Consider the following 18,214-nt stretch of genomic DNA (forward strand, 5'->3'; position numbering starts at 1 on the left):
ACGCGTCCGTGACACTTGACGCCACGCAAAGGGCGGGGGAAACGCGGGCCATGCGAATTTACAAGATCCTGCGGGCCGCGGAATGGGCCGAGTTGCAAGCCAAGGGCGAAACCCCCGGCGCGCCGATCGACGTGACCGATGGGTTCGTGCATTTCTCCACCGCCGATCAGGCGCGGGAAACGGCGGCAAAGCATTTCGCGGGGGAAAGCGACCTGATCCTCGCGGCGATGGAGGCCGATGATCTTGGCCCCGCCCTGAGATGGGAGGTCTCGCGCGGGGGCGCGGAATTTCCTCACCTCTACGCCCCCCTGCGCCTGTCCGACGTGATCTGGCACGCCCCCCTGCTTCTGGTGGACGGCGTGCACGCCTTTCCGGACGACATGTAGATGCTGGAAAATCTCGGTCTCAAACTCCTGCGCGCGATAGATCCCGAACGCGCCCACGGCATGGCGCTGACGGCGCTCCGGATGGGGCTTGGCCCCCTCGACGGTCCCTATACGTCGCCGCGCCTTGCCACCCGTATCGCCGGCCTCGACATGCCCAACCCCATCGGTCTGGCCGCCGGTTTCGACAAGAACGCGGAGGCTGCGGGGCCGTTGCAGCGCGCGGGCTTCGGCTTCATCGAAGTGGGCGCCGCTACGCCAAAGCCGCAGCCCGGCAATCCCAAGCCGCGCCTCTTTCGCCTGACGGAGGACCAAGCCGCCATCAATCGCTTCGGCTTCAACAATGACGGGGCCGATGCCATCGCCGCGCGTCTGGCCAAGACGCCGCGCGAGATCCCCATCGGCCTCAACCTCGGGGCCAACAAGGACAGCGTGGACCGGCTGGAGGATTTCGCCGCCGTCTACCGCACCTGCGCGCCCCATATCGACTTCGCCACGATCAACGTCTCGTCGCCCAACACCGAGAAGCTGCGGGATTTGCAAGGCAAGGTCGCGCTCGCGGAAATCATCACGCGCGTCGATGCCGTGCGCCTTACGGCTGAGCATCCCGGCGCGCTGTTCCTCAAGATCGCGCCGGACCTGTCCGAACAGGACATTGAAGACATCGTGGAGGTCATCCTCGACGCGCCCGGTCGCGTCTCGGGCATCATCGCCACGAACACCACGCTCGACCGCGAGGGGCTGAAAAGCCCGCACGCACACGAAAAGGGCGGCCTGTCCGGCCAGCCGGTGTTCGAGAAATCGACCCGCGTGCTGGCCCAACTCCACACGCTCACGCGCGGCACGATCCCGCTGATCGGCGTGGGCGGCGTGGCCTCGGCGGAGCAGGCCTACGCCAAGATCCGGGCGGGCGCCTCGGCGGTGCAGCTTTACACCGGCCTCGTCTATGGCGGCCTATCGCTGGTGACGGAGATTGCCAGTGGCCTCGACGCCCTTCTTGAACGCGACAGCCATGCCAATGTCGCCCAGGCCGTCGGAACCGGAGTATCGGAATGGACCTGATCTTTTGGCACAATCCCCGCTGCTCGAAATCGCGACAGGCATTGACCCTGCTGGAAGATGCGGGTCACGCGCCGTCGGTCAGGCTCTACCTGTCCCAGACCCCCGATGAGGGGGAGATCACCGAGTTGCTGAACGCCCTTGGCGTCGCGCCCCGCGCGCTGATGCGGCGGGGTGAGAAGATCTACAAGGATCTGGGCCTGTCGGAGGCCGACGACACCGCGCTGATCGTGGCCATGGCGACCCATCCGATCCTGATCGAACGCCCTATCCTGATCGCGGGGGAGCAGGCCGTGATCGGTCGCCCGCCCGAGCGTGTGATGGCGCTGCTCGAAGGGCTCGAAAAGGATTAAGATCGGGTTAAGGTCATTTCATTTTTCCTTTTTAATCAGTGCCTTAAACCACCTTATCACGCGTGATACCTTCGGCGAATGCCGCCCTGCCTTGTATCACACATGCTCGAATGTGACCTACGCCGCCGACCGCTCCAGGCTCGGATATTTCGCGCCCAGCGTCACGCCGCGTGCCGCGAAACTTATCAGCAGGGCGATCCACACCCCGTGATTGCCGAGCGTCGGGATCAGGATCGCCGCGCCGATGACGTAGATCACCGCGCTGACGATCATCATGTTGCGCATGTCCCGCCCCCGCGCCGCCCCGATGAAGATGCCGTCCAGCATCCAGGCCGCGCATCCGACGATCGGGGCCAGCACCATCCATGGCAGGTAGAGCCGCGCGGTCGATTGCACGTCGGGATCCTTGGCAAGGATGTCGATAAAGGCGGGCCCGGCAAGCCAGAACACAAGCGCCAGCGCCACGCAGGTCCCCAGCCCCCAGATCGAGGTCAGCTGCGCCGCGTGCCGCACCCGCCCTGGATCGCGCCGCCCGTAGGCCCTTGCAATCAGGGTCTCCGCGGCAAAGGCAAACCCGTCCATCGCGTGGGCGGTCAGATACATGAACTGGATCAGCACCTCATTCGCGGCGAGCGTCACGTCCCCGAATTGCGCACCCAGAAAGGTGAAGGAGGTGAAGATCGCCATCAAAAGCGCGGAACGGATCAGGATATCCACGTTCAGAAGCGCCATGCGGATCAGCCGCGCGCGGTCGAACACCCGCACCCAGTCGCGCCAATCGGGCAGGTCGAACGCCCGGCGGCAGAACCACAATCCCACGGCAGCGCCCACGATCTCCGCGATGGCGGTCGACGCCGCGACCCCCATCACGCCCCATTGGAAGCCCAGCACGAACAGGAAGCTGAGCGCGATGTTCAGCCCGTTCATCAGCAATTGTATCCAGAACACCGCGCCCGTGCGCTCCTGCGCGATCAGCCAGCCGGTCAGCGCGTAGATCGCGATGGCGAAGGGCGCGGTCCAGATGCGCACGAACAGGTATTGGCGCGCCAACGCCTCCACCTCTGCGCTGGTCGGCTCCCACGAGAATGCGGCGAAGATGATGAGCGGATAGGCGAGGATGATGAGCAAACCGCCCGCGCCCGCGATCATCAGCGCGCGGGTCAGGATGGCGGAGACCTCTGCCTGGTCCCCCGCCCCTTCCGCCTGCCCCACAAGGCCCACCGTCCCCATGCGCAGGAAGCCGAAGATCCACAGAACCGACGTCATGATGATTGCGCCGATGCCCACGGCACCGATGGGGGCGGCCTCCCCCATCTGGCCCACAACACCCACATCGACGATCCCCAGAAGTGGAACCGTTGCATTCGACAGGACAATGGGGCCCGCGATCTTGACCACGCGGCGGTGGGTCAGGGGTTGGGGCGGGTCGCTGGCGGTTGCTGGCGGGGCGGACATGTCCTAGTCTCGGGACGGCATCAGGAAATGCCCCGTGGCCTGTGCGAACAGGCGCTCGCGATTGTCCTGCCACGCCTCCACATGGACCGATGCATAGCGCCGCCCGGACCGGTTCACGCGGGCCCGCGCATAGGCATCCCGCGGCAGGCCGGAGCGGAGGTAATCAACGGTGAAGTCGATGGTCTTGGGCATCCGGGGCAGGTTCTGCGGGCTCAAATCGTCTGCCGACAACCGCCCGCCCTCGATCTCGTCCCACAGGATGTGGAAGCCAAGCTCCATGATCGCCGCAACCTCCAGAAACGACGCAATGGCCCCCCCATGGAGCGCGGGCAGGAAGGGGTTGCCGATAAGCTTCTCGTCGTAATTCAGCACCGCCGTCAGCTCATCCCCGCGCCGGTCGAAGGTGATGCCGATGGTCTTGATGTAGGGCACACCCTCCACAAGGGCCGCAAGCGCCCGGTCACGGCGTTCCTTGATGACGTGGACGGGTTCGGGTTGCGGGCGCTTGCTCATTGCTTGGCCCTCCGCTCGACCGTGAAGGCCCCGGTTGCGGCGGCGACTGGCCGCTCGGCATCCTCGTCAAATGCCTCTGCCCGAATGAAGGCGACGGAGCGGGTGACATGGTAGCATTTCGCCCGCGCCGTGATCCGCTGCCCCGGGCTTGCGGGCCGCATATAGTCGATCCGCAAGTCGATCGTGGCAGTGCCCGCCAGTGCCTCGGGATGGCTCATCACTGCCGCGCCGCCGCAGGTATCCATCAGGGCCGATACCGCCCCGCCATGGATCACGCCTGTCGCCGGATCGCCCACCAGCGCCTCGGAATATGGCATGGAAATCACGGCAAGCCCGTCCCCGATCTCGTCCAGCCGCATGTCGAGCGCGTTGGAAAACGGGATCGCTTCGATGAATTGACGCGCGATCCGCGCCTTGTCCTGCGCGTGCGTCGGGGTCTTGTCGGCCATGTCGTCCCTTCTCGTACCTGGCCCAAGGTGTCGCCCCGGTGCCGTGTCAGTGCAAGGGGAAGTTGTTTTGCAATAGCGCAAGCGCCGCGCCATACTGCGCCCAGGGGAGACGGGAGAAGACACAGGGCCATGTCCGAGGAACGGTTGGATTTCAAACAGATGTGCGCGCGCTTCGACGTGACGCCGCGCACGTTGCGCCATTACGAATACATCGAATTGCTGGCGCCCGAACGCGAGGGGCGCGCGCGCTTCTACGGGCCGCGGGAAGTGGCCCGGATGACGCTGATCCTGCGAGGCCGTCGCTTCGGCTTCTCGCTGGAGGAGATCCGCCAATGGCTGGAAATCTACGACAAGGGCGAGGGCTGGGAAGCGCAGCGCGAGGTCTGGATCGAACATGCAGACCGGCAATTGGAAGAGCTGCACGCGCGCCGTGCGGAACTCGATGAGATCATCGTCGAATTGCAGGCCCTGCGGGACGAGACGGCGGCAAACCAATGATCCGCGCGGTCCTGCTCGCGTTGGCCCTCGCACAGGCCGCGCAGGCCGACACGCCCCTGCGACCGGCGGAAGACTGGACCATGGCCCCGTTCCCGGGTCTTGCCGTGACCGGATCGCTCAATCCGCCCGCCATCTTCATCGGCCCGCCCGACAATCCCACCTGGTCGATTGATTTCTGGATTCCCAGCTTTGCGGTCCACCCCTCGCCGGACGGACAACACGTCCTGATTTCTCCGGCCAGCGGCAATCTGCTGGGCTGGAGTGGCGACCCCGACGAGACCGTCCTGTGGCTCTACCGGGCACCGGGAGAAGAGATCGCGAACGTGCCGCTCCGCGCCCTGATACGCCCGCGCGCCATGGAACGGACCACGTCCCACCATGTCTGGATCACCGGATATCGCTGGTCGGAGAACGGGTGGGCGTTCGAGACCCCGGACGGGCGGGCCTGGCATTTCGGGACGGACCTGACGCTCTCCCGGCGCTGAAAACAAAATTTGACCAAGTAGTAAAATTAGCATTGACCCTGCGTCACTTTTCGTGACCTTTCGTCAGGCACGAAATGACGCAACGTCCCGTTTACGTAAACGTCATCTCTGCTTGTAGGATGGGCCATCGACTCGCAGATGGAGGCCATCACTGGCATGTTTGACAACATTGAGACCCGTACCATGACCTCCGAAACCATGACGATCCGCGAAATGTGCGACACTTTCCAGGTGACGCCGCGCACCTTGCGCTTCTATGAGGCGAAGGAATTGCTGTTCCCCCAGCGCGACGGCCAGCGCCGTCTGTTCACGCGCCGCGATCGCGCGCGCCTCAAGCTGATCCTGCGCGGCAAGCGCTTCGGCTTTTCGCTTGAGGAAATCCGCCAGCTTCTGGACCTCTACTACGTCGGCGACAGCCAGGAAACGCAGTTGAGCCAGACCCTCCAGATCGCCCAGGACCGCCTGCACGACATGGAGCGGCAGCGCGCCGAACTGGACGAGGCGATCGACGAATTGCGCAACCAGATGCAGCTGGTCGGCGACATGCTGAGCAGCCGTCAACCCGCCGCCCAATAACCCGAACACCAGCCCACCCCACCCCTCGGGAGACTGAAATGCCAAGCTACACCGCCCCCACCAAAGACATGCAGTTCATCCTGCACGACGTCCTGAACATCTCCGGCGACGACATCCCCGGCTACGGTGATCTGGACCGCGATTTCACCACCGCGATCCTCGACGAGGCGGGCAAGATCGCGGCGGAGGTTCTGGCGCCCCTGAACGTGGTGGGCGACACCGAGGGCTGCACGATGGAAAACGGCGTCGTGCGCACGCCGACAGGCTTCAAGGCGGCGTTCGACGAGACCCGCGAAGGCGGCTGGCCCGGCATCGACATGCCCGAGGAATATGGCGGCATGGGCCTGCCCTACGTGATGAACACTGCGACGGGCGAGATGTTCTCGGCCGCTAACCAGGCCTTCACCATGTATCACGGCCTGACCCACGGCGCGGCCTCCGCCATTCTCGCCCACGGCACCGAGGATCAGAAGAATACTTACCTGCCCAAGATGATCTCCTGCGACTGGACCGGCACCATGAACCTGACGGAGCCCCATTGCGGCACCGATCTGGGCCTGATGCGCACCAAGGCCGAGCCGCAGGGCGACGGCACCTACAAGATCTCCGGCCAGAAGATCTTCATCTCCGCCGGCGAACACGACATGGCCGACAACATCATCCATCTGGTGCTCGGCAAGATCGTGGGCGGGCCGGAAGGTATCAAGGGCGTGTCGCTCTTCATCGTGCCGAAGTTCCTGGTGAACGAGGATGGCTCCCTCGGGCCGCGAAACGGCGTCTCCTGCGGCAAGATCGAGGAGAAGATGGGCATCCACGGCAACTCGACCTGCGTGATGAACTACGACGAGGCGACCGGCTACCTTCTGGGCGAAGAGCACAAGGGCATGCGCGCCATGTTCACGATGATGAACGAAGCGCGGCTTGGCGTTGGCATGCAGGGCCTGGCCCAGGCCGAAGTGGCCTACCAGAACGCCCTGGAATACGCCAAGGACCGGCTACAGGGCCGCGACATTACCGGCGTGAAGAACCCCGATGGCCCCGCCGATCCGCTGATCGTGCATCCCGACATCCGCCGTAACCTGATGGAACAGAAAAGCTTCGTGGAAGGGGGCCGCGCGTTCCTGCTCTGGGGCTCCACCCTGATCGACCGCGCCCACCGTTCGGAAGATGCGGCGGCGGACGGCCTCGTGTCGTTGCTGACGCCCGTGATTAAGGGCTTCCTGACCGACAAGGGCTACGACATGACCGTGCAGGCGCAGCAGGTCTATGGCGGGCATGGCTACATCGAGGAATGGGGTATGTCCCAGTTCACCCGCGATGCACGCATCGCGATGATCTATGAAGGCGCCAACGGCGTCCAGGCGCTCGACCTCGTGGGGCGCAAGCTGGCGCAGGACGGCGGCAAGCACGTCATGGCGTTCTTCGACCTCGTGAAGGGCTTCTGCAAGGACAATGCAGAGGTGGACGGGATGGAAGATTTCGTCACCCCGCTCAAGGCCGCGTCAAAGGACCTTCAGGCGGCCGGGATGTATTTCATGCAAGAAGGCATGAAGAACCCCAATAACGCGCTGTCGGGCTCCTACGATTTCATGCATCTATTCGGCTATACCTGTCTGGGCCTGATGTGGGGCATGATGGCGAAGGCTTCGCTTGCGGCGCTGGCCGATGGCACCTCCGATCCCGACTTCCACAACACCAAGCTGGCCACCGGCCGCTTCTACATGAACCGCACCCTGCCGATGACCGCGACCCATCTGGCGCGCATCCAGGCCGGGGGCGAGGATGTGATGGTGCTGGAGGCCGCGAACTTCTGATGGGTTGGCGCGGCGACGGGTTTTTACTTGTTGCCGCGCCGTTTCCCGCCATGATTGGGGCAGACTTCATTCGGAAGGAGCTCCGATGCCCAAACGCCTCCGCCTGACCCGGCGGCCCAACATCGCGATGAGCGAGGACGGGTTCCGCAAACTCCGCACCCTGTCGAAGGAGGCGGGTCTGGACGAAGGCGAATTCCTGTCGTTCCTTTTCGAGAGCTGGGGCAGCGTCATCAACGAGGAAAAGTTCATCGCCCGTATACGGCTGTTCAATTCCGAAATAGATGAGCGCAAGCGATGATCCGCGCCGTCCTGTCCCTGGTTAGTTGCATCGCCACGGCGTGCCCCGCGCTTGCCCAAAGCACGGATTTCACCTTCGGCGGGCAGCCGGCCTTGCGCGACACACCCCGCGCGATCGAGATCTTTTCTGGCCTCACCGGCTATGGGGACCTGCTGCCCGATCTTTACGGCACCCCGATCAATCCCAACTCGACCGAGCTTGGCGCGCTCATGGTGCAGCGGCACTTCCGCAACGTCTGCCTGGGCCTTGAACAGGGCGCGCCGCTGGCACAGGTCACGCCCGCCGGCTTCGCCTCCTACCCTCTCTTCCCCTATTCCTTCGGCGATATCTCCGACCCGTTCGACGGGCCGGGGGATCGCGTCCTGTCGCCGACCGGCTCGATTGATGCGGACGAGGACAATGGCCACCCCTTCCTCTGGCTTCGCCCGGACCCGCTTGGCATGACCTGCCGCGTCGAGTGGCACCCGACCGGCGGCATCCCCGAGGATCGCTACGGCCCGGTCGCCAATGTTTTCGACATCTGGGCCGCCTGGCAATTCGCCATGGTCGCGGCCACGCGGCCCACCATGGATCTGGCGCCCCGGCGTGGAAATGCCACGGAATGGGACCGACCCTGCGGGGAACGCTGGTGCCCCGTCACCATCATCTACAGCCTGCCGCGCGGTCCCATCACCATGGAAACCACGCTCAATATCGTCGACATCGAAGGACCCCGCCCATGACCAACACGCTTTATTGCTTCGGGGAAAGCGGCAATGCCTACAAGGCCGCGCTGGCGCTGGAATTGGCGGGGATCGCCTGGCAGCCGCGTTTCGTCGATTTCTTCAAGGGGGAGACGCGCACGCCACAGTTTCGCGCGATCAACTCAATGGGCGAGGTGCCGGTGCTGGATGCCGATGGCACGATCCTGACCCAATCGGGTGTGATCCAGGATTGGGTGATGGCGCAATCGGGCAAGCTTGACGGCGGCGACCGGCGCGAGGTTCTGCGCTGGACCATCTTCGACAACCAGAAGGTCTCGGGCATGGCGGGGCCGCTGCGGTTCATGATGAATTTCCTGCCCGCCGACAAACGCAACGCGGATGTGAACGCCTTCCTTGCCGGGCGCCTGAAATCGGTGCTTCTGGTGCTGGAAGGCGAAGTGTCCAAACGCGATTGGCTGGTCGGCGACGGCCTGAGTTGCGCCGACATAAGCTGTGCGGGCTACCTCTTCTATGACGAGCCCTTCACCTTCGACCGCGCCGATTACCCCGCAATCGACGCGTGGCTGACCCGGATCAGCGAGGTGCCGGGGTGGAAACATCCCTATGACCTGATGCAGCGTGGATTGCCGGGATGAGACGGCACCGACGCGTTTGCGGGCTGGTCAGCGCCGCCGTCCTTTGCCAATCTGGCCCGAAACGGGGACATCGGTCGGGCACATGGTCAGTCAAATCGCGCTCGGGGCCATCTGGGGCTACCAACGCTGGATTTCACCGCGCAAGGGCTGGCGCTGCGCGCATTCCGTCCTGCACGGCGGCACGGGTTGTTCCGGTTACGCGAAACACGCGATCCGAGATCACGGGATATGGGGCGCGATCCCCCTCATCCGCCAGCGGTTCCGCGATTGCCGGGACGCCTCGGTCACGTTGCGGGCGGCGTGCACCGTCCATGCCAACTGGGCGGAGGATCAGGCGGGCGGCGGGTCGCCCCGTCGCGGGAGCAAGCGCCGACGGAAGCAGGAAAAGCAAAGCGGCGGCTGGTTCGGGAATGCCTGCGATTGCGGCGATGCGGCCTTTTGCGGGATCGCCCTTCCGGCATTCTGCGTGGCGGGATCGGTGGGATCTGCGCGCGCGCAAGGCGCGGGCAACGTGGCGGACAAATCCGGCACTCCCGTCGATGGTGGCGGTGCTGCCCCGGATGGGTCCGGGGCGGCCGATGGCTGTGGCGGGCTCGATTGCAGCGCGCCGTCCTGCGACGGGGGATGCGGCGGCTGCGATTGCGCGCCGTCCTGCGGATAGCGCCTCACGCAGAATTTCAACGTTCGCGACGCAACGTTCCGCTGGGACAGCGCGCCGTATTTGACCATATCAGACACGGAACCCGCCACGCGCGCGGGATGCAAGACCTGGAGATAAGCCATGACCGACGCCTATATCTACGACGCCATCCGCACCCCGCGCGGCAAGGGCCGCAAGGACGGCGCACTCCACGAAGTCACGTCCGCCCGCCTGTCGGCCTTCACGCTCAACACGTTGAAGGAGCGCAACGGGTTGGAAGGTCACGCGGTCGAAGATGTCATCTGGGGCAACGTCACGCAGGTCATGGAACAGGGCGGCTGCCTTGCGCGCGCCGCCGTACTGGCCTCCGACCTCGACGAAAGCATTCCCGGCCTCGCCATCAACCGTTTCTGCGCCTCCGGGCTCGAGGCCGTGAACCTCGCCGCCAACCAAGTGAAGGGCGGCGCCGGTGAGGGCTATATCGCGGGCGGCGTGGAGATGATGGGCCGTGTTGCCATGGGCTCCGACGGGGCGGCGATGGCCGTGGACCCGCAGCTTGCCATGGGCAGCTATTTCGTCCCGCAAGGGATCAGCGCCGACATCATCGCGACCGAATACGGGTTCAACCGGGACGAGGCCGATGAATACGCGGTCGAGAGCCAGCGCCGCGCCGCCGCCGCGTGGGAGGAGGACCGCTTTGGCAAATCCGTGATCACCGTGAAGGACCAGAACGGCCTGACGATCCTCGACCGCGACGAATACATGCGCCCGCAGACGGACATGCAATCGCTTGGCTCCCTCAAGCCCGCCTTCAAGGAAATGGGCGAGATGATGCCCGGCTTCGACGCCGTGGCGCTGATGAAATATCCGCATCTGGAAGCGATCAACCACATCCACCACGCGGGCAATTCGTCCGGCATCGTGGACGGGGCCGCGGCGGTTCTGGTCGGGTCCAAGGCATTCGGTGAGAAATGGGGCCTCACGCCCCGCGCGCGCATCCGCGCCAATGCCAAGATCGGCACCGATCCCACCATCAACCTGACCGGCCCCGTGCCCGTCACCAACAAGATCCTGACCGAAAACGGCATGGCGATCGGTGACATCGACCTGTTCGAGGTGAACGAGGCCTTCGCCTCCGTGGTGCTGCGCTTCATGCAGGCCTTCGACGTGGACCACGACCGCGTCAACGTGAATGGCGGGGCGATTGCCATGGGCCATCCGCTCGGTGCCACCGGCGCGATGATCCTCGGCACGCTCCTTGATGAGATGGAGCGGGCGGACAAGGAGGTTGGCCTCGCCACCCTGTGCGTGGCCGCCGGCATGGGCTCCGCGACGATCCTGGAACGGGTCTGAGCCAAGCGGGGCACAGGGAGGGACCGAACCACATGCCGCGCGAGACACCGGGTTTGCCGATGGATGCCGACAGCGCCGCTGATATCTTTCAGCGGCACCTCGACGCGACCACCAAGCTCGTCTTCGCGGGCCATGTGGAGGCGTTCGCGGACCACATCATGCTGCCCTACGTGTTCCGCACCGCGGCGGGGGAGGATATCGCGGAATCCCGCGACGAATTGCTCAGCGATATCCGCAAGATCAACGCCTGGCTGACATCCCAGGGCGCGACGGACTTTCACCGCATCGTACACAAGGCCCGGTTCCTCGACGACACGTCGATCGAAGGCACCCACGTCTCCTACATCCTGCGTGGGGCGATCCCGATCAACGATCCCTATCGCAGCAGGATGATCCTCAAGCGCGATGGCGACACCTGGCGCGCGGCCTATTCCGAACACGAACTCGCCGATGCCCTTTTTCCCGCGCGCGACACACGACCACGGCCGGGCGTGTTCCTGTCCGAGGATGGGTTCGGCAGTGATCCGGTGATCCACGACACCGCCCGCGCGCTTCCTCTCTACCAGGGCGTGATCGACACGATGTCGGACCTCAACATCGCGGGCGACTTCGAAGGGTGGATGGACCTTTTCACCGATCCCTACGACATCCATTACGAGGGTCGCGATTTCTATGCGACATCGCCGCTCCGCTCCCGCCCGTTCTTCGATGCCCTCGTGGCCGAGATGGCGCAATGCGGCGCGGACCGGTTGGTGCGCGAGGCGAGCTTCGCCGCCTTTCTCTCTGCCGACCGGCTGATGGGCTATCACCAGACGACGATGCGCAAGGGCGACGAGGTCCGCTTCGGCCCGATCCAAAGCCGCATGATCCTCAACGCGACGGACGAGGGCTGGAAATGCGCCTCCGTCACCAACTCACTTGCCAACACCGACAAGCTCGGCGCGGTCTTCGAAATCGCGGACCATCTGCCGACCCTGCGCGAGATACACGGAAGGAAGACGAAATGACCGATTTCACGATGAAGGTCGACGCGGACGGCGTCGCGATTGTCACCTGGGACGTGCCCGGCAAGTCGATGAACGTCCTCAGCCGGGAGGCGTTCTCCGAATGCGAAGCGCTGATCGACGAGGCGCTGGAGCGCGAGGACATCAAGGGGATCGTAATCACCTCCGGCAAGGACAGCTTCGCCGGTGGCATGGACCTCAACACGCTCGCCACGATCCGCGAGGAAAGCGGCGACAACCCGGCCCAAGGCCTCTTTGATTTCATCATGAACGGCCACCGCATCTTGCGCAAAATTGAGCGCGCGGGGATGGAGCCGAAGACCAACAAGGGCGGCAAGCCCATCGCCTGCGCCCTGCCCGGCACCTGCGCGGGCATCGGGACAGAGATTGCGCTGGCCTGCCACCACCGGGTGATGGCCGACAATCCGAAAGCCAAGATGGGCCTGCCGGAGATCCTCGTGGGCCTCTTCCCCGGCGCGGGCGGCACGACCCGCTATTCGCGTATGGTCGGCGCGATGGCGGCCGCCCCGGTTCTGCTGGAAGGCAAGATGTTGCCCCCCGCCAAGGCCAAATCGGCGCAGCTTGTCGATGCGGTCGTCCCGGCGGACGAATTGATGGCCAAGGCGAAGGAATGGGTTCTGAATGCAGGCCCCGCCGACATCGTGAAACCTTGGGATGCGAAGGGCTTCAAGATGCCCGGCGGCGCGCCCTACCACCCGGCCGGTTTCATGACTTTCGTGGGCGCCTCGGCGATGATCCACGGCAAGACCAAGGGCGTCTACCCGGCGGCCAAGGCGCTGCTGTCCGCGATCTACGAAGGCGCACTGGTGGATTTTGACACCGCGCTGAAGATCGAGGCGCGGTATTTCACGCAAGTCCTGATGGATCCATCTTCCACCGCCATGATCCGCTCCCTCTTCCTCAACAAGGAAGCGTTGGAGAAGGGCGCGAACCGACCGGACGTGGCGGACCAGACGGTCAAGAAGGTCGGCATCCTCGGCGCGGGCATGATGGGGGCGGGCATCGCCTATGTCTCCGCCATGGCCGGGATCGAAGTGGTCCTGATCGACGCCAAGCAAGAAAGCGCGGATAAAGGCAAAGCCTATTCCGAGGGGCTGCTGGACAAAGGCATGCAGCGCAAGAAGGTCACGGAGGAGAAGAAGGCGAAGGTTCTGGGCCAGATCACCGCCACCACCGATTACGACGCGCTCAAGGGCTGCGATTTGATCGTGGAGGCCGTGTTTGAAGACCCCAAGGTCAAGGCCGATGTGACCGCCAAGGCCGAAGCGGTGATGAATGCCGACGGCATCTTCGCCACCAACACCTCCACCCTGCCGATCACCATGCTCGCCAAGGCGTCCTCCCGCCCTGAGCAGTTCATCGGCATCCACTTCTTCTCCCCCGTGGACAAGATGCTGCTGGTGGAGATCATCAAGGGCAAGGAGACCGGCGATCAGGCCGTCGCCAAGGCCCTCGATTTTGTCCGCCAGATCCGCAAGACCCCCATCGTGGTCAACGACGAACGCTTCTTCTACGCCAACCGCTGCATCCTGCCCTACGTGAACGAAGGCGTCCGCATGGTTCAGGAAGGCGTCGAACCCGCGCTCATCGAAAACGCGGCCAAGCTAGTCGGTATGCCGCTGGGTCCGCTGCAACTGACCGACGAGACGTCCATCGACCTCGGTGCCAAGATCGCGCGAGCGACGAAAGCGGCTGATCCGAATTACGACGACACGACGGATGAGCTAGTCTTCTGGATGGAGGACGAGGGCCGCCTGGGCCGCAAGGCCAATGCGGGTTTCTATGAGTATGACGACAAGGGCAAGCGCACCGGGCTTTGGGACGGTCTGACCGCCCGCTACCCGACCGCCGACACCCAGCCCAACCTGACCGAGGTGCAGCACCGCCTGCTCTTCGCGCAGGTGTTGGAGGCCGTCCGCGCGTTCGAGGCCGGCGTGCTGACCGACATCCGCGAAGGCGATGTGGGCGCGATCCTCGGCTGGGGCTTCGCGCCCTGGTCCGGCGGCCCGTTCAGCTGGCTCGACATCCTCGGCACGGCCTACGCAGCCGAACGTTGTGATCAGCTGACGGAAGCCTACGGCGACCGGTTCGCCTGCCCGCCGCTTCTGCGCGAAATGGCCGAAAAGGGGCAGACCTTCTACGGCCGCTTCGGATCGGGGGCGGACGCGAAAGCAGCCTGATCCTACCCGTGGCACAATGGATCGGCGCGGTTCCCTGGCGGGGGCCGCGCCGTTTCGCGTCAGGCGGCCAGTGACCGGCGCCGGAGGAAGGCCTGCGCCTCGAAGACTCGGGCAATCGGGCGCGCCGGGGCGGCATGCCTGTCGCCCGACGCGCCGGTCAGGTCGGCCAGCATCGTCTCCAGATGGTCGGCCTGTGCGGCGGTCGGCAGCAGGGTTTCGGCCCGCGCCCCGCTCGCGCGGATGATCTCGTGCCGGGCGCAGGCAAAGTGGCAATAGGTCACGCCGCCCTCCGGCACCTCCCGCCGGACACCCGGCTGCCCGATCCATGCAATCGCCGGTGCCAGTATTTCCGGCGTCCCGAACCAGACCTCCGCCTCGGCCTCCGCCAGCATCAGCCGATGTTGCGGGGACACGCGCAGGGGCTCCGCATTGCCGACGCTGCCCGCCGCGAAGTGCAACGGCGCAAGATGCGGGGCGCGGCGGAGGTCCGCCCCGCTCACGTAATGCCGACCGGCCCAGATGATCCGCACCGGCCCGTGATCGAGCGAAGTGACGGTATCACCCTCCTTCAGATCCTCCACGGGGCGGGGGCCCGCGGGCGTGTCGATCAGCGTACCGGCCACGAAACACGGAATGTCGGAATAGGGCGTCGCGCCATTGTTGCTGCCGCCCGTCACGTTGCCGAGGATGAATTCGCCTGTCACCGGATCATAGGGCGGCGGCACCGATCCGCCCGGCGGCGCGATCAGGGCGTAGCCCGCATTGACCAGCGTATCGCCCGTGGTCGCACTGTTGGGATCGGTCATCCGGATCGCGACGAGCGTATAGCCGCTGTCGAACTCGATCGTGAATTCGCCCTGCACCTGGGTCGTCCCAGCCGGGAACGTGGTCGTCTGGGTCACGCCATCCTGGACGTATTCCAGCTCTACCGGATCATCGAGGAATTGCGGCCGGGACGTGCCGTCGTTCAGGATCGGCTCGTTCGCGCCGGTTTCCTGATCGTCGATCATCACGGAGGTCGGGTTGCCCTCCACCAGCTTGAACGGACCGCTGCCGTTGACGATCGAATTGGTCGTGTCGTCATCGAATCCCTGCTGCCCGGCAGCATTCAGAAAGCTCGACGCGTTGAAAATCAGGATTGGTTGTATGGCCATGGTGCTGTCCCGCCCGTTTCAGGAACACGTCAACCATGGAAATGTGGTGTGAATTTGGCGAAGGCGCCACAGGCGGGCGGGCCATCTGCCCGACCCCGGCAACGCATCGCCGATCCGCGCTTGCGACTGCCCGCATATCGGGCAGGGGCCAGGGCGGCATGCCTGTCGCCCCGGCTCTCTTGGCCGATCAGAACCGGTAGGCGGCGCGCAGGCCGAAGGACGTGGCCCGGACGTCCGAACCGTTGAAGGCATCCAGCGTCGTGCGGGTGATCCCGCCGCCCACGATCCAATCCTCGTTCAACATGAAATCCGCCCCGATGCCGAACTGCGCCCCGCTGTCGAAGCGCCGTGTGTCCGACGTGTCGCGCATCGTCGCCCATGAATACCCGATACCGCCATAGACCAGCACGTTGCCAAGGTCATAGCCGGCCTCGATCCCCACCGTGGCCAGCGCCGTCAGGGACGGGTCATTGGCCGTGGCCCCACCGACCGGCGCGGCCTCCACGTTGCCGAACATCAGCGACGCATTGGCCCCCAGCACGATATCGCCCAGATCATGGCGATACCCGCCCTCCAGCCCGGCCATAAGCCCATCGCCCTCGTTGGTCGTCGCGCCGCCGCCGATTGTCTGCATCCGCAGGCTGGTGATGTCGATATTCACCCCGCCGTAAAGGCCGGACCACGCCGCGTCCTGCGCTGTGGCCTGCGTGGCCATGTGGGTCAGGGGAAGGGTCAGAAGAAGTGCCGCAACGGCGCGTTGGACCTGCATGTTGTGCCTCGCTCTATATGTTTGGTGTTTTCCTGTGGATAAGTCATCCGCGCGACAATGGGGATGGGCGAATGCGTGGCGTGGGCGGGTTTTCCGTTGATGCGGCATTATTGACTCACCCCCGATGCCCCACCCCACCCTTCCCTTTTGTTGCGCAATGGGCGATCACGGTGGACATATTCTTGCGTGGGGGGATGCGGATCATGGGCTGGATGAAAGACGAGCGTGGCTTGGAAAAGACGCAGGCCAATTTCGTGCCGCTCACACCGCTCAGCCACCTGGCCCGCGCCGCCCGCGTCTTCCCGGAGCGGGAGGCGGTTGTCGACGGCCCGCACCGCGCAACCTACGCCGAATACCACGCCCGTGTCTCCCGCCTTGCCTCCGCCTTGGCCAAACGGGGCGTGACGCCCGGCGATGTCGTCTCCGCCGTGCTGCCCAACACCTACCCCCATGTGGAGGCGCATTTCGGCGTGCCCGCGGCGGGGGCCGTGCTCAACTCCATCAACATCCGCCTTGACGTGGCGACCGTCACCTACATCCTCGACCATGGGGAGGCGAAGCTGGTCCTCGCCGACACCCAATTCCTGTCACTGGTGGAAGACGCGGTGGCCGCAATGGCCGGACCCGCGCCGACCATCATCGAGGTTCCGGACGCCGCCGCGGGCCATCCGGCGACGGGCCGCTACACCACCTACGAAGACCTCCTCGCCGAAGGCGACCCCCACGCGCCCTGGGTGATGCCGGAGGATGAGTGGGAAAGCATCGCGCTCAATTATACCTCCGGCACGACGGGGCGGCCCAAGGGCGTCGTCTACCACCATCGCGGCGCGTACCTCATCACCATGGGCACGCCGATTTCGTGGCGCATGGTGCTCTATCCGAAATACCTCACCATCGTACCGCTCTTCCATTGCAACAATTGGTGCCATGTCTGGACCATGCCCACCGTGGGTGGCACGACGATCTGCTGCCGGGACATCACCGCGGCCAATATCTACAACGCCATCGCCGACGAAGGCGTGACCCATTTCGGCGGCGCCCCCATCGTCCTGAACATGCTGGTCAATGCCAAACCGGCGGAGCGTCGGGCGTTCGACCATATCGTGGAGGTTTTCACCGCGGGCGCCCCGCCCGCCGCCGCCACGCTCGCTGCGATCGAGACGATGGGCTTCAACGTCACCCAGGTCTACGGCCTGACCGAAGTCTACGGCCCCGCCACCGAATGCACCTGGCAAGAGGATCGCTGGGGCGCGCTGGAAGGTGACGACCGCGCCGCGATCAAGGCGCGCCAGGGCGTGGCATTCCCGAACATGGACGACATCACCGTGATGGACCCCGACACCATGACCCAGACGCCCATGGACGGCACGGCCCAGGGCGAGATCATGATGCGTGGCAATTCCACGATGAAGGGCTATTACAAGAACCCGGATGCCACGGCAGAGGCGTTCGCGGGCGGATATTTCCATACCGGCGACATCGCCGTGCAGCATCCCGACACCTACATCCAGATCGCGGACCGCGCCAAGGACATCATCATTTCCGGCGGCGAAAACGTCAGCTCGGTGGAGGTGGAAGGCGTGCTGATGCGCCATCCGGCCGTGTCGCTCTGCGCCGTGGTGGCCAAACCCGATGACAAATGGGGCGAAATCCCCTGCGCCTTCGTGGAGCTGAAAGACGGCGCAGAGGCGGAGGAGGGGGACATCATCGCCTTCGCACGCACGCACCTCGCCGGGTTCAAGACCCCCAAACGCGTGGTCTTTGCGGAGCTGCCGAAGACGTCCACCGGCAAAATCCAGAAGTTCGAATTGCGCAAGCAAGCCGCTGAAATCTAGCCCCGTTTGGCCGGAATGCCGGTATATGATAGGCTC

The 18,214-nt window shown here is 64.8% G+C and carries 20 protein-coding genes; 15 read left to right on the plus strand and 5 right to left on the minus strand.

Annotation, left to right across the window (positions count from 1 at the left end):
• Positions 1–50 precede the first annotated feature (50 nt).
• The 3 genes from KUW62_RS10755 to arsC are packed head-to-tail and all read left to right on the plus strand — an operon-like array spanning position 51 to position 1,795.
• Positions 51–386 carry a DUF952 domain-containing protein gene (locus KUW62_RS10755; protein WP_224815480.1) on the plus strand — a complete coding sequence of 112 codons (336 nt, stop codon included), beginning with the start codon at positions 51–53 and terminating at the stop codon, positions 384–386.
• Positions 387–1,445: a quinone-dependent dihydroorotate dehydrogenase gene (locus tag KUW62_RS10760; RefSeq protein ID WP_224815481.1), complete on the plus strand. Its 1,059-nt coding sequence runs from the start codon at positions 387–389 to the stop codon at positions 1,443–1,445. It begins immediately after the preceding gene.
• Positions 1,436–1,795: an arsenate reductase (glutaredoxin) gene (arsC, locus tag KUW62_RS10765; protein ID WP_224815482.1), complete on the plus strand. Its 360-nt coding sequence runs from the start codon at positions 1,436–1,438 to the stop codon at positions 1,793–1,795. Before KUW62_RS10760 ends, arsC begins: the two co-directional genes overlap by 10 nt.
• Positions 1,796–1,912: 117 nt before the next feature.
• On the opposite strand, the gene KUW62_RS10770 is transcribed toward arsC, so the two are convergent.
• From KUW62_RS10770 to KUW62_RS10780, 3 genes are read right to left on the minus strand one after another with little or no spacing between them, the layout of a single operon-like run.
• Positions 1,913–3,250 carry an MATE family efflux transporter gene (locus tag KUW62_RS10770; RefSeq protein WP_224815483.1) on the minus strand — a complete coding sequence of 446 codons (1,338 nt, stop codon included), beginning with the start codon at positions 3,248–3,250 and terminating at the stop codon, positions 1,913–1,915.
• 3 nt (positions 3,251–3,253) lie between these two features.
• Positions 3,254–3,763, minus strand: a complete 510-nt coding sequence (locus tag KUW62_RS10775) for a PaaI family thioesterase (protein WP_224815484.1) — start codon at positions 3,761–3,763, stop codon at positions 3,254–3,256.
• Positions 3,760–4,212, minus strand: coding sequence for a PaaI family thioesterase (locus KUW62_RS10780; RefSeq protein ID WP_224815485.1), 453 nt, complete (start codon positions 4,210–4,212; stop codon positions 3,760–3,762). Before KUW62_RS10780 ends, KUW62_RS10775 begins: the two co-directional genes overlap by 4 nt.
• 129 nt (positions 4,213–4,341) lie before the next feature.
• On the opposite strand from KUW62_RS10780, the gene KUW62_RS10785 reads away from it, so the two are divergent.
• From KUW62_RS10785 to KUW62_RS10835, 11 genes are all read left to right on the plus strand, one after another.
• Positions 4,342–4,710 carry a MerR family DNA-binding transcriptional regulator gene (locus KUW62_RS10785; RefSeq protein ID WP_224815486.1) on the plus strand — a complete coding sequence of 123 codons (369 nt, stop codon included), beginning with the start codon at positions 4,342–4,344 and terminating at the stop codon, positions 4,708–4,710.
• Complete coding sequence (locus KUW62_RS10790; protein ID WP_224815487.1) at positions 4,707–5,195, plus strand: hypothetical protein; 489 nt, start codon at positions 4,707–4,709, stop codon at positions 5,193–5,195. Before KUW62_RS10785 ends, KUW62_RS10790 begins: the two co-directional genes overlap by 4 nt.
• 183 nt (positions 5,196–5,378) lie before the next feature.
• Positions 5,379–5,771 (plus strand): MerR family DNA-binding transcriptional regulator, encoded by a 393-nt coding sequence (locus tag KUW62_RS10795; RefSeq protein WP_224817091.1) that lies wholly within the window; start codon positions 5,379–5,381, stop codon positions 5,769–5,771.
• Positions 5,772–5,809: 38 nt separating this feature from the next.
• A complete protein-coding gene (locus tag KUW62_RS10800; protein WP_224815488.1) occupies positions 5,810–7,585 on the plus strand; it encodes an acyl-CoA dehydrogenase C-terminal domain-containing protein in 1,776 nt (591 codons plus the stop codon).
• Positions 7,586–7,670: 85 nt separating this feature from the next.
• Positions 7,671–7,883, plus strand: coding sequence for a hypothetical protein (locus KUW62_RS10805; protein ID WP_224815489.1), 213 nt, complete (start codon positions 7,671–7,673; stop codon positions 7,881–7,883).
• Positions 7,880–8,605: a hypothetical protein gene (locus KUW62_RS10810; protein WP_224815490.1), complete on the plus strand. Its 726-nt coding sequence runs from the start codon at positions 7,880–7,882 to the stop codon at positions 8,603–8,605. The genes KUW62_RS10805 and KUW62_RS10810 overlap by 4 nt, the downstream gene beginning before the upstream one ends.
• Positions 8,602–9,222: a glutathione S-transferase family protein gene (locus KUW62_RS10815; RefSeq protein WP_224815491.1), complete on the plus strand. Its 621-nt coding sequence runs from the start codon at positions 8,602–8,604 to the stop codon at positions 9,220–9,222. Before KUW62_RS10810 ends, KUW62_RS10815 begins: the two co-directional genes overlap by 4 nt.
• A gap of 82 nt (positions 9,223–9,304) precedes the next feature.
• Positions 9,305–9,883, plus strand: coding sequence for a membrane protein insertion efficiency factor YidD (gene yidD / locus KUW62_RS10820; RefSeq protein WP_224815492.1), 579 nt, complete (start codon positions 9,305–9,307; stop codon positions 9,881–9,883).
• 120 nt (positions 9,884–10,003) lie between these two features.
• A complete protein-coding gene (locus KUW62_RS10825; protein WP_224815493.1) occupies positions 10,004–11,215 on the plus strand; it encodes an acetyl-CoA C-acetyltransferase in 1,212 nt (403 codons plus the stop codon).
• A gap of 32 nt (positions 11,216–11,247) precedes the next feature.
• A complete protein-coding gene (locus KUW62_RS10830; RefSeq protein ID WP_224815494.1) occupies positions 11,248–12,222 on the plus strand; it encodes a hypothetical protein in 975 nt (324 codons plus the stop codon).
• Positions 12,219–14,420: a 3-hydroxyacyl-CoA dehydrogenase NAD-binding domain-containing protein gene (locus KUW62_RS10835; protein ID WP_224815495.1), complete on the plus strand. Its 2,202-nt coding sequence runs from the start codon at positions 12,219–12,221 to the stop codon at positions 14,418–14,420. The genes KUW62_RS10830 and KUW62_RS10835 overlap by 4 nt, the downstream gene beginning before the upstream one ends.
• Positions 14,421–14,479: 59 nt before the next feature.
• On the opposite strand, the gene KUW62_RS10840 is transcribed toward KUW62_RS10835, so the two are convergent.
• The gene (locus tag KUW62_RS10840) at positions 14,480–15,574 is read right to left on the minus strand and encodes a Hint domain-containing protein (RefSeq protein ID WP_224815496.1); all 1,095 of its coding nucleotides are present in this window, start codon (positions 15,572–15,574) and stop codon (positions 14,480–14,482) included.
• Positions 15,575–15,761: 187 nt separating this feature from the next.
• On the minus strand, positions 15,762–16,343 hold the full coding sequence (locus KUW62_RS10845; protein ID WP_224815497.1) for an outer membrane beta-barrel protein: 582 nt from the start codon (positions 16,341–16,343) through the stop codon (positions 15,762–15,764).
• Between the two features lie 203 nt (positions 16,344–16,546).
• On the opposite strand from KUW62_RS10845, the gene KUW62_RS10850 reads away from it, so the two are divergent.
• The gene (locus KUW62_RS10850; RefSeq protein WP_224815498.1) at positions 16,547–18,178 is read left to right on the plus strand and encodes an AMP-binding protein; all 1,632 of its coding nucleotides are present in this window, start codon (positions 16,547–16,549) and stop codon (positions 18,176–18,178) included.
• Positions 18,179–18,214 lie beyond the last annotated feature (36 nt).

Origin of the sequence: Hasllibacter sp. MH4015, from assembly GCF_020177575.1 — a bacterium.
Lineage (GTDB): Bacteria > Pseudomonadota > Alphaproteobacteria > Rhodobacterales > Rhodobacteraceae > Gymnodinialimonas.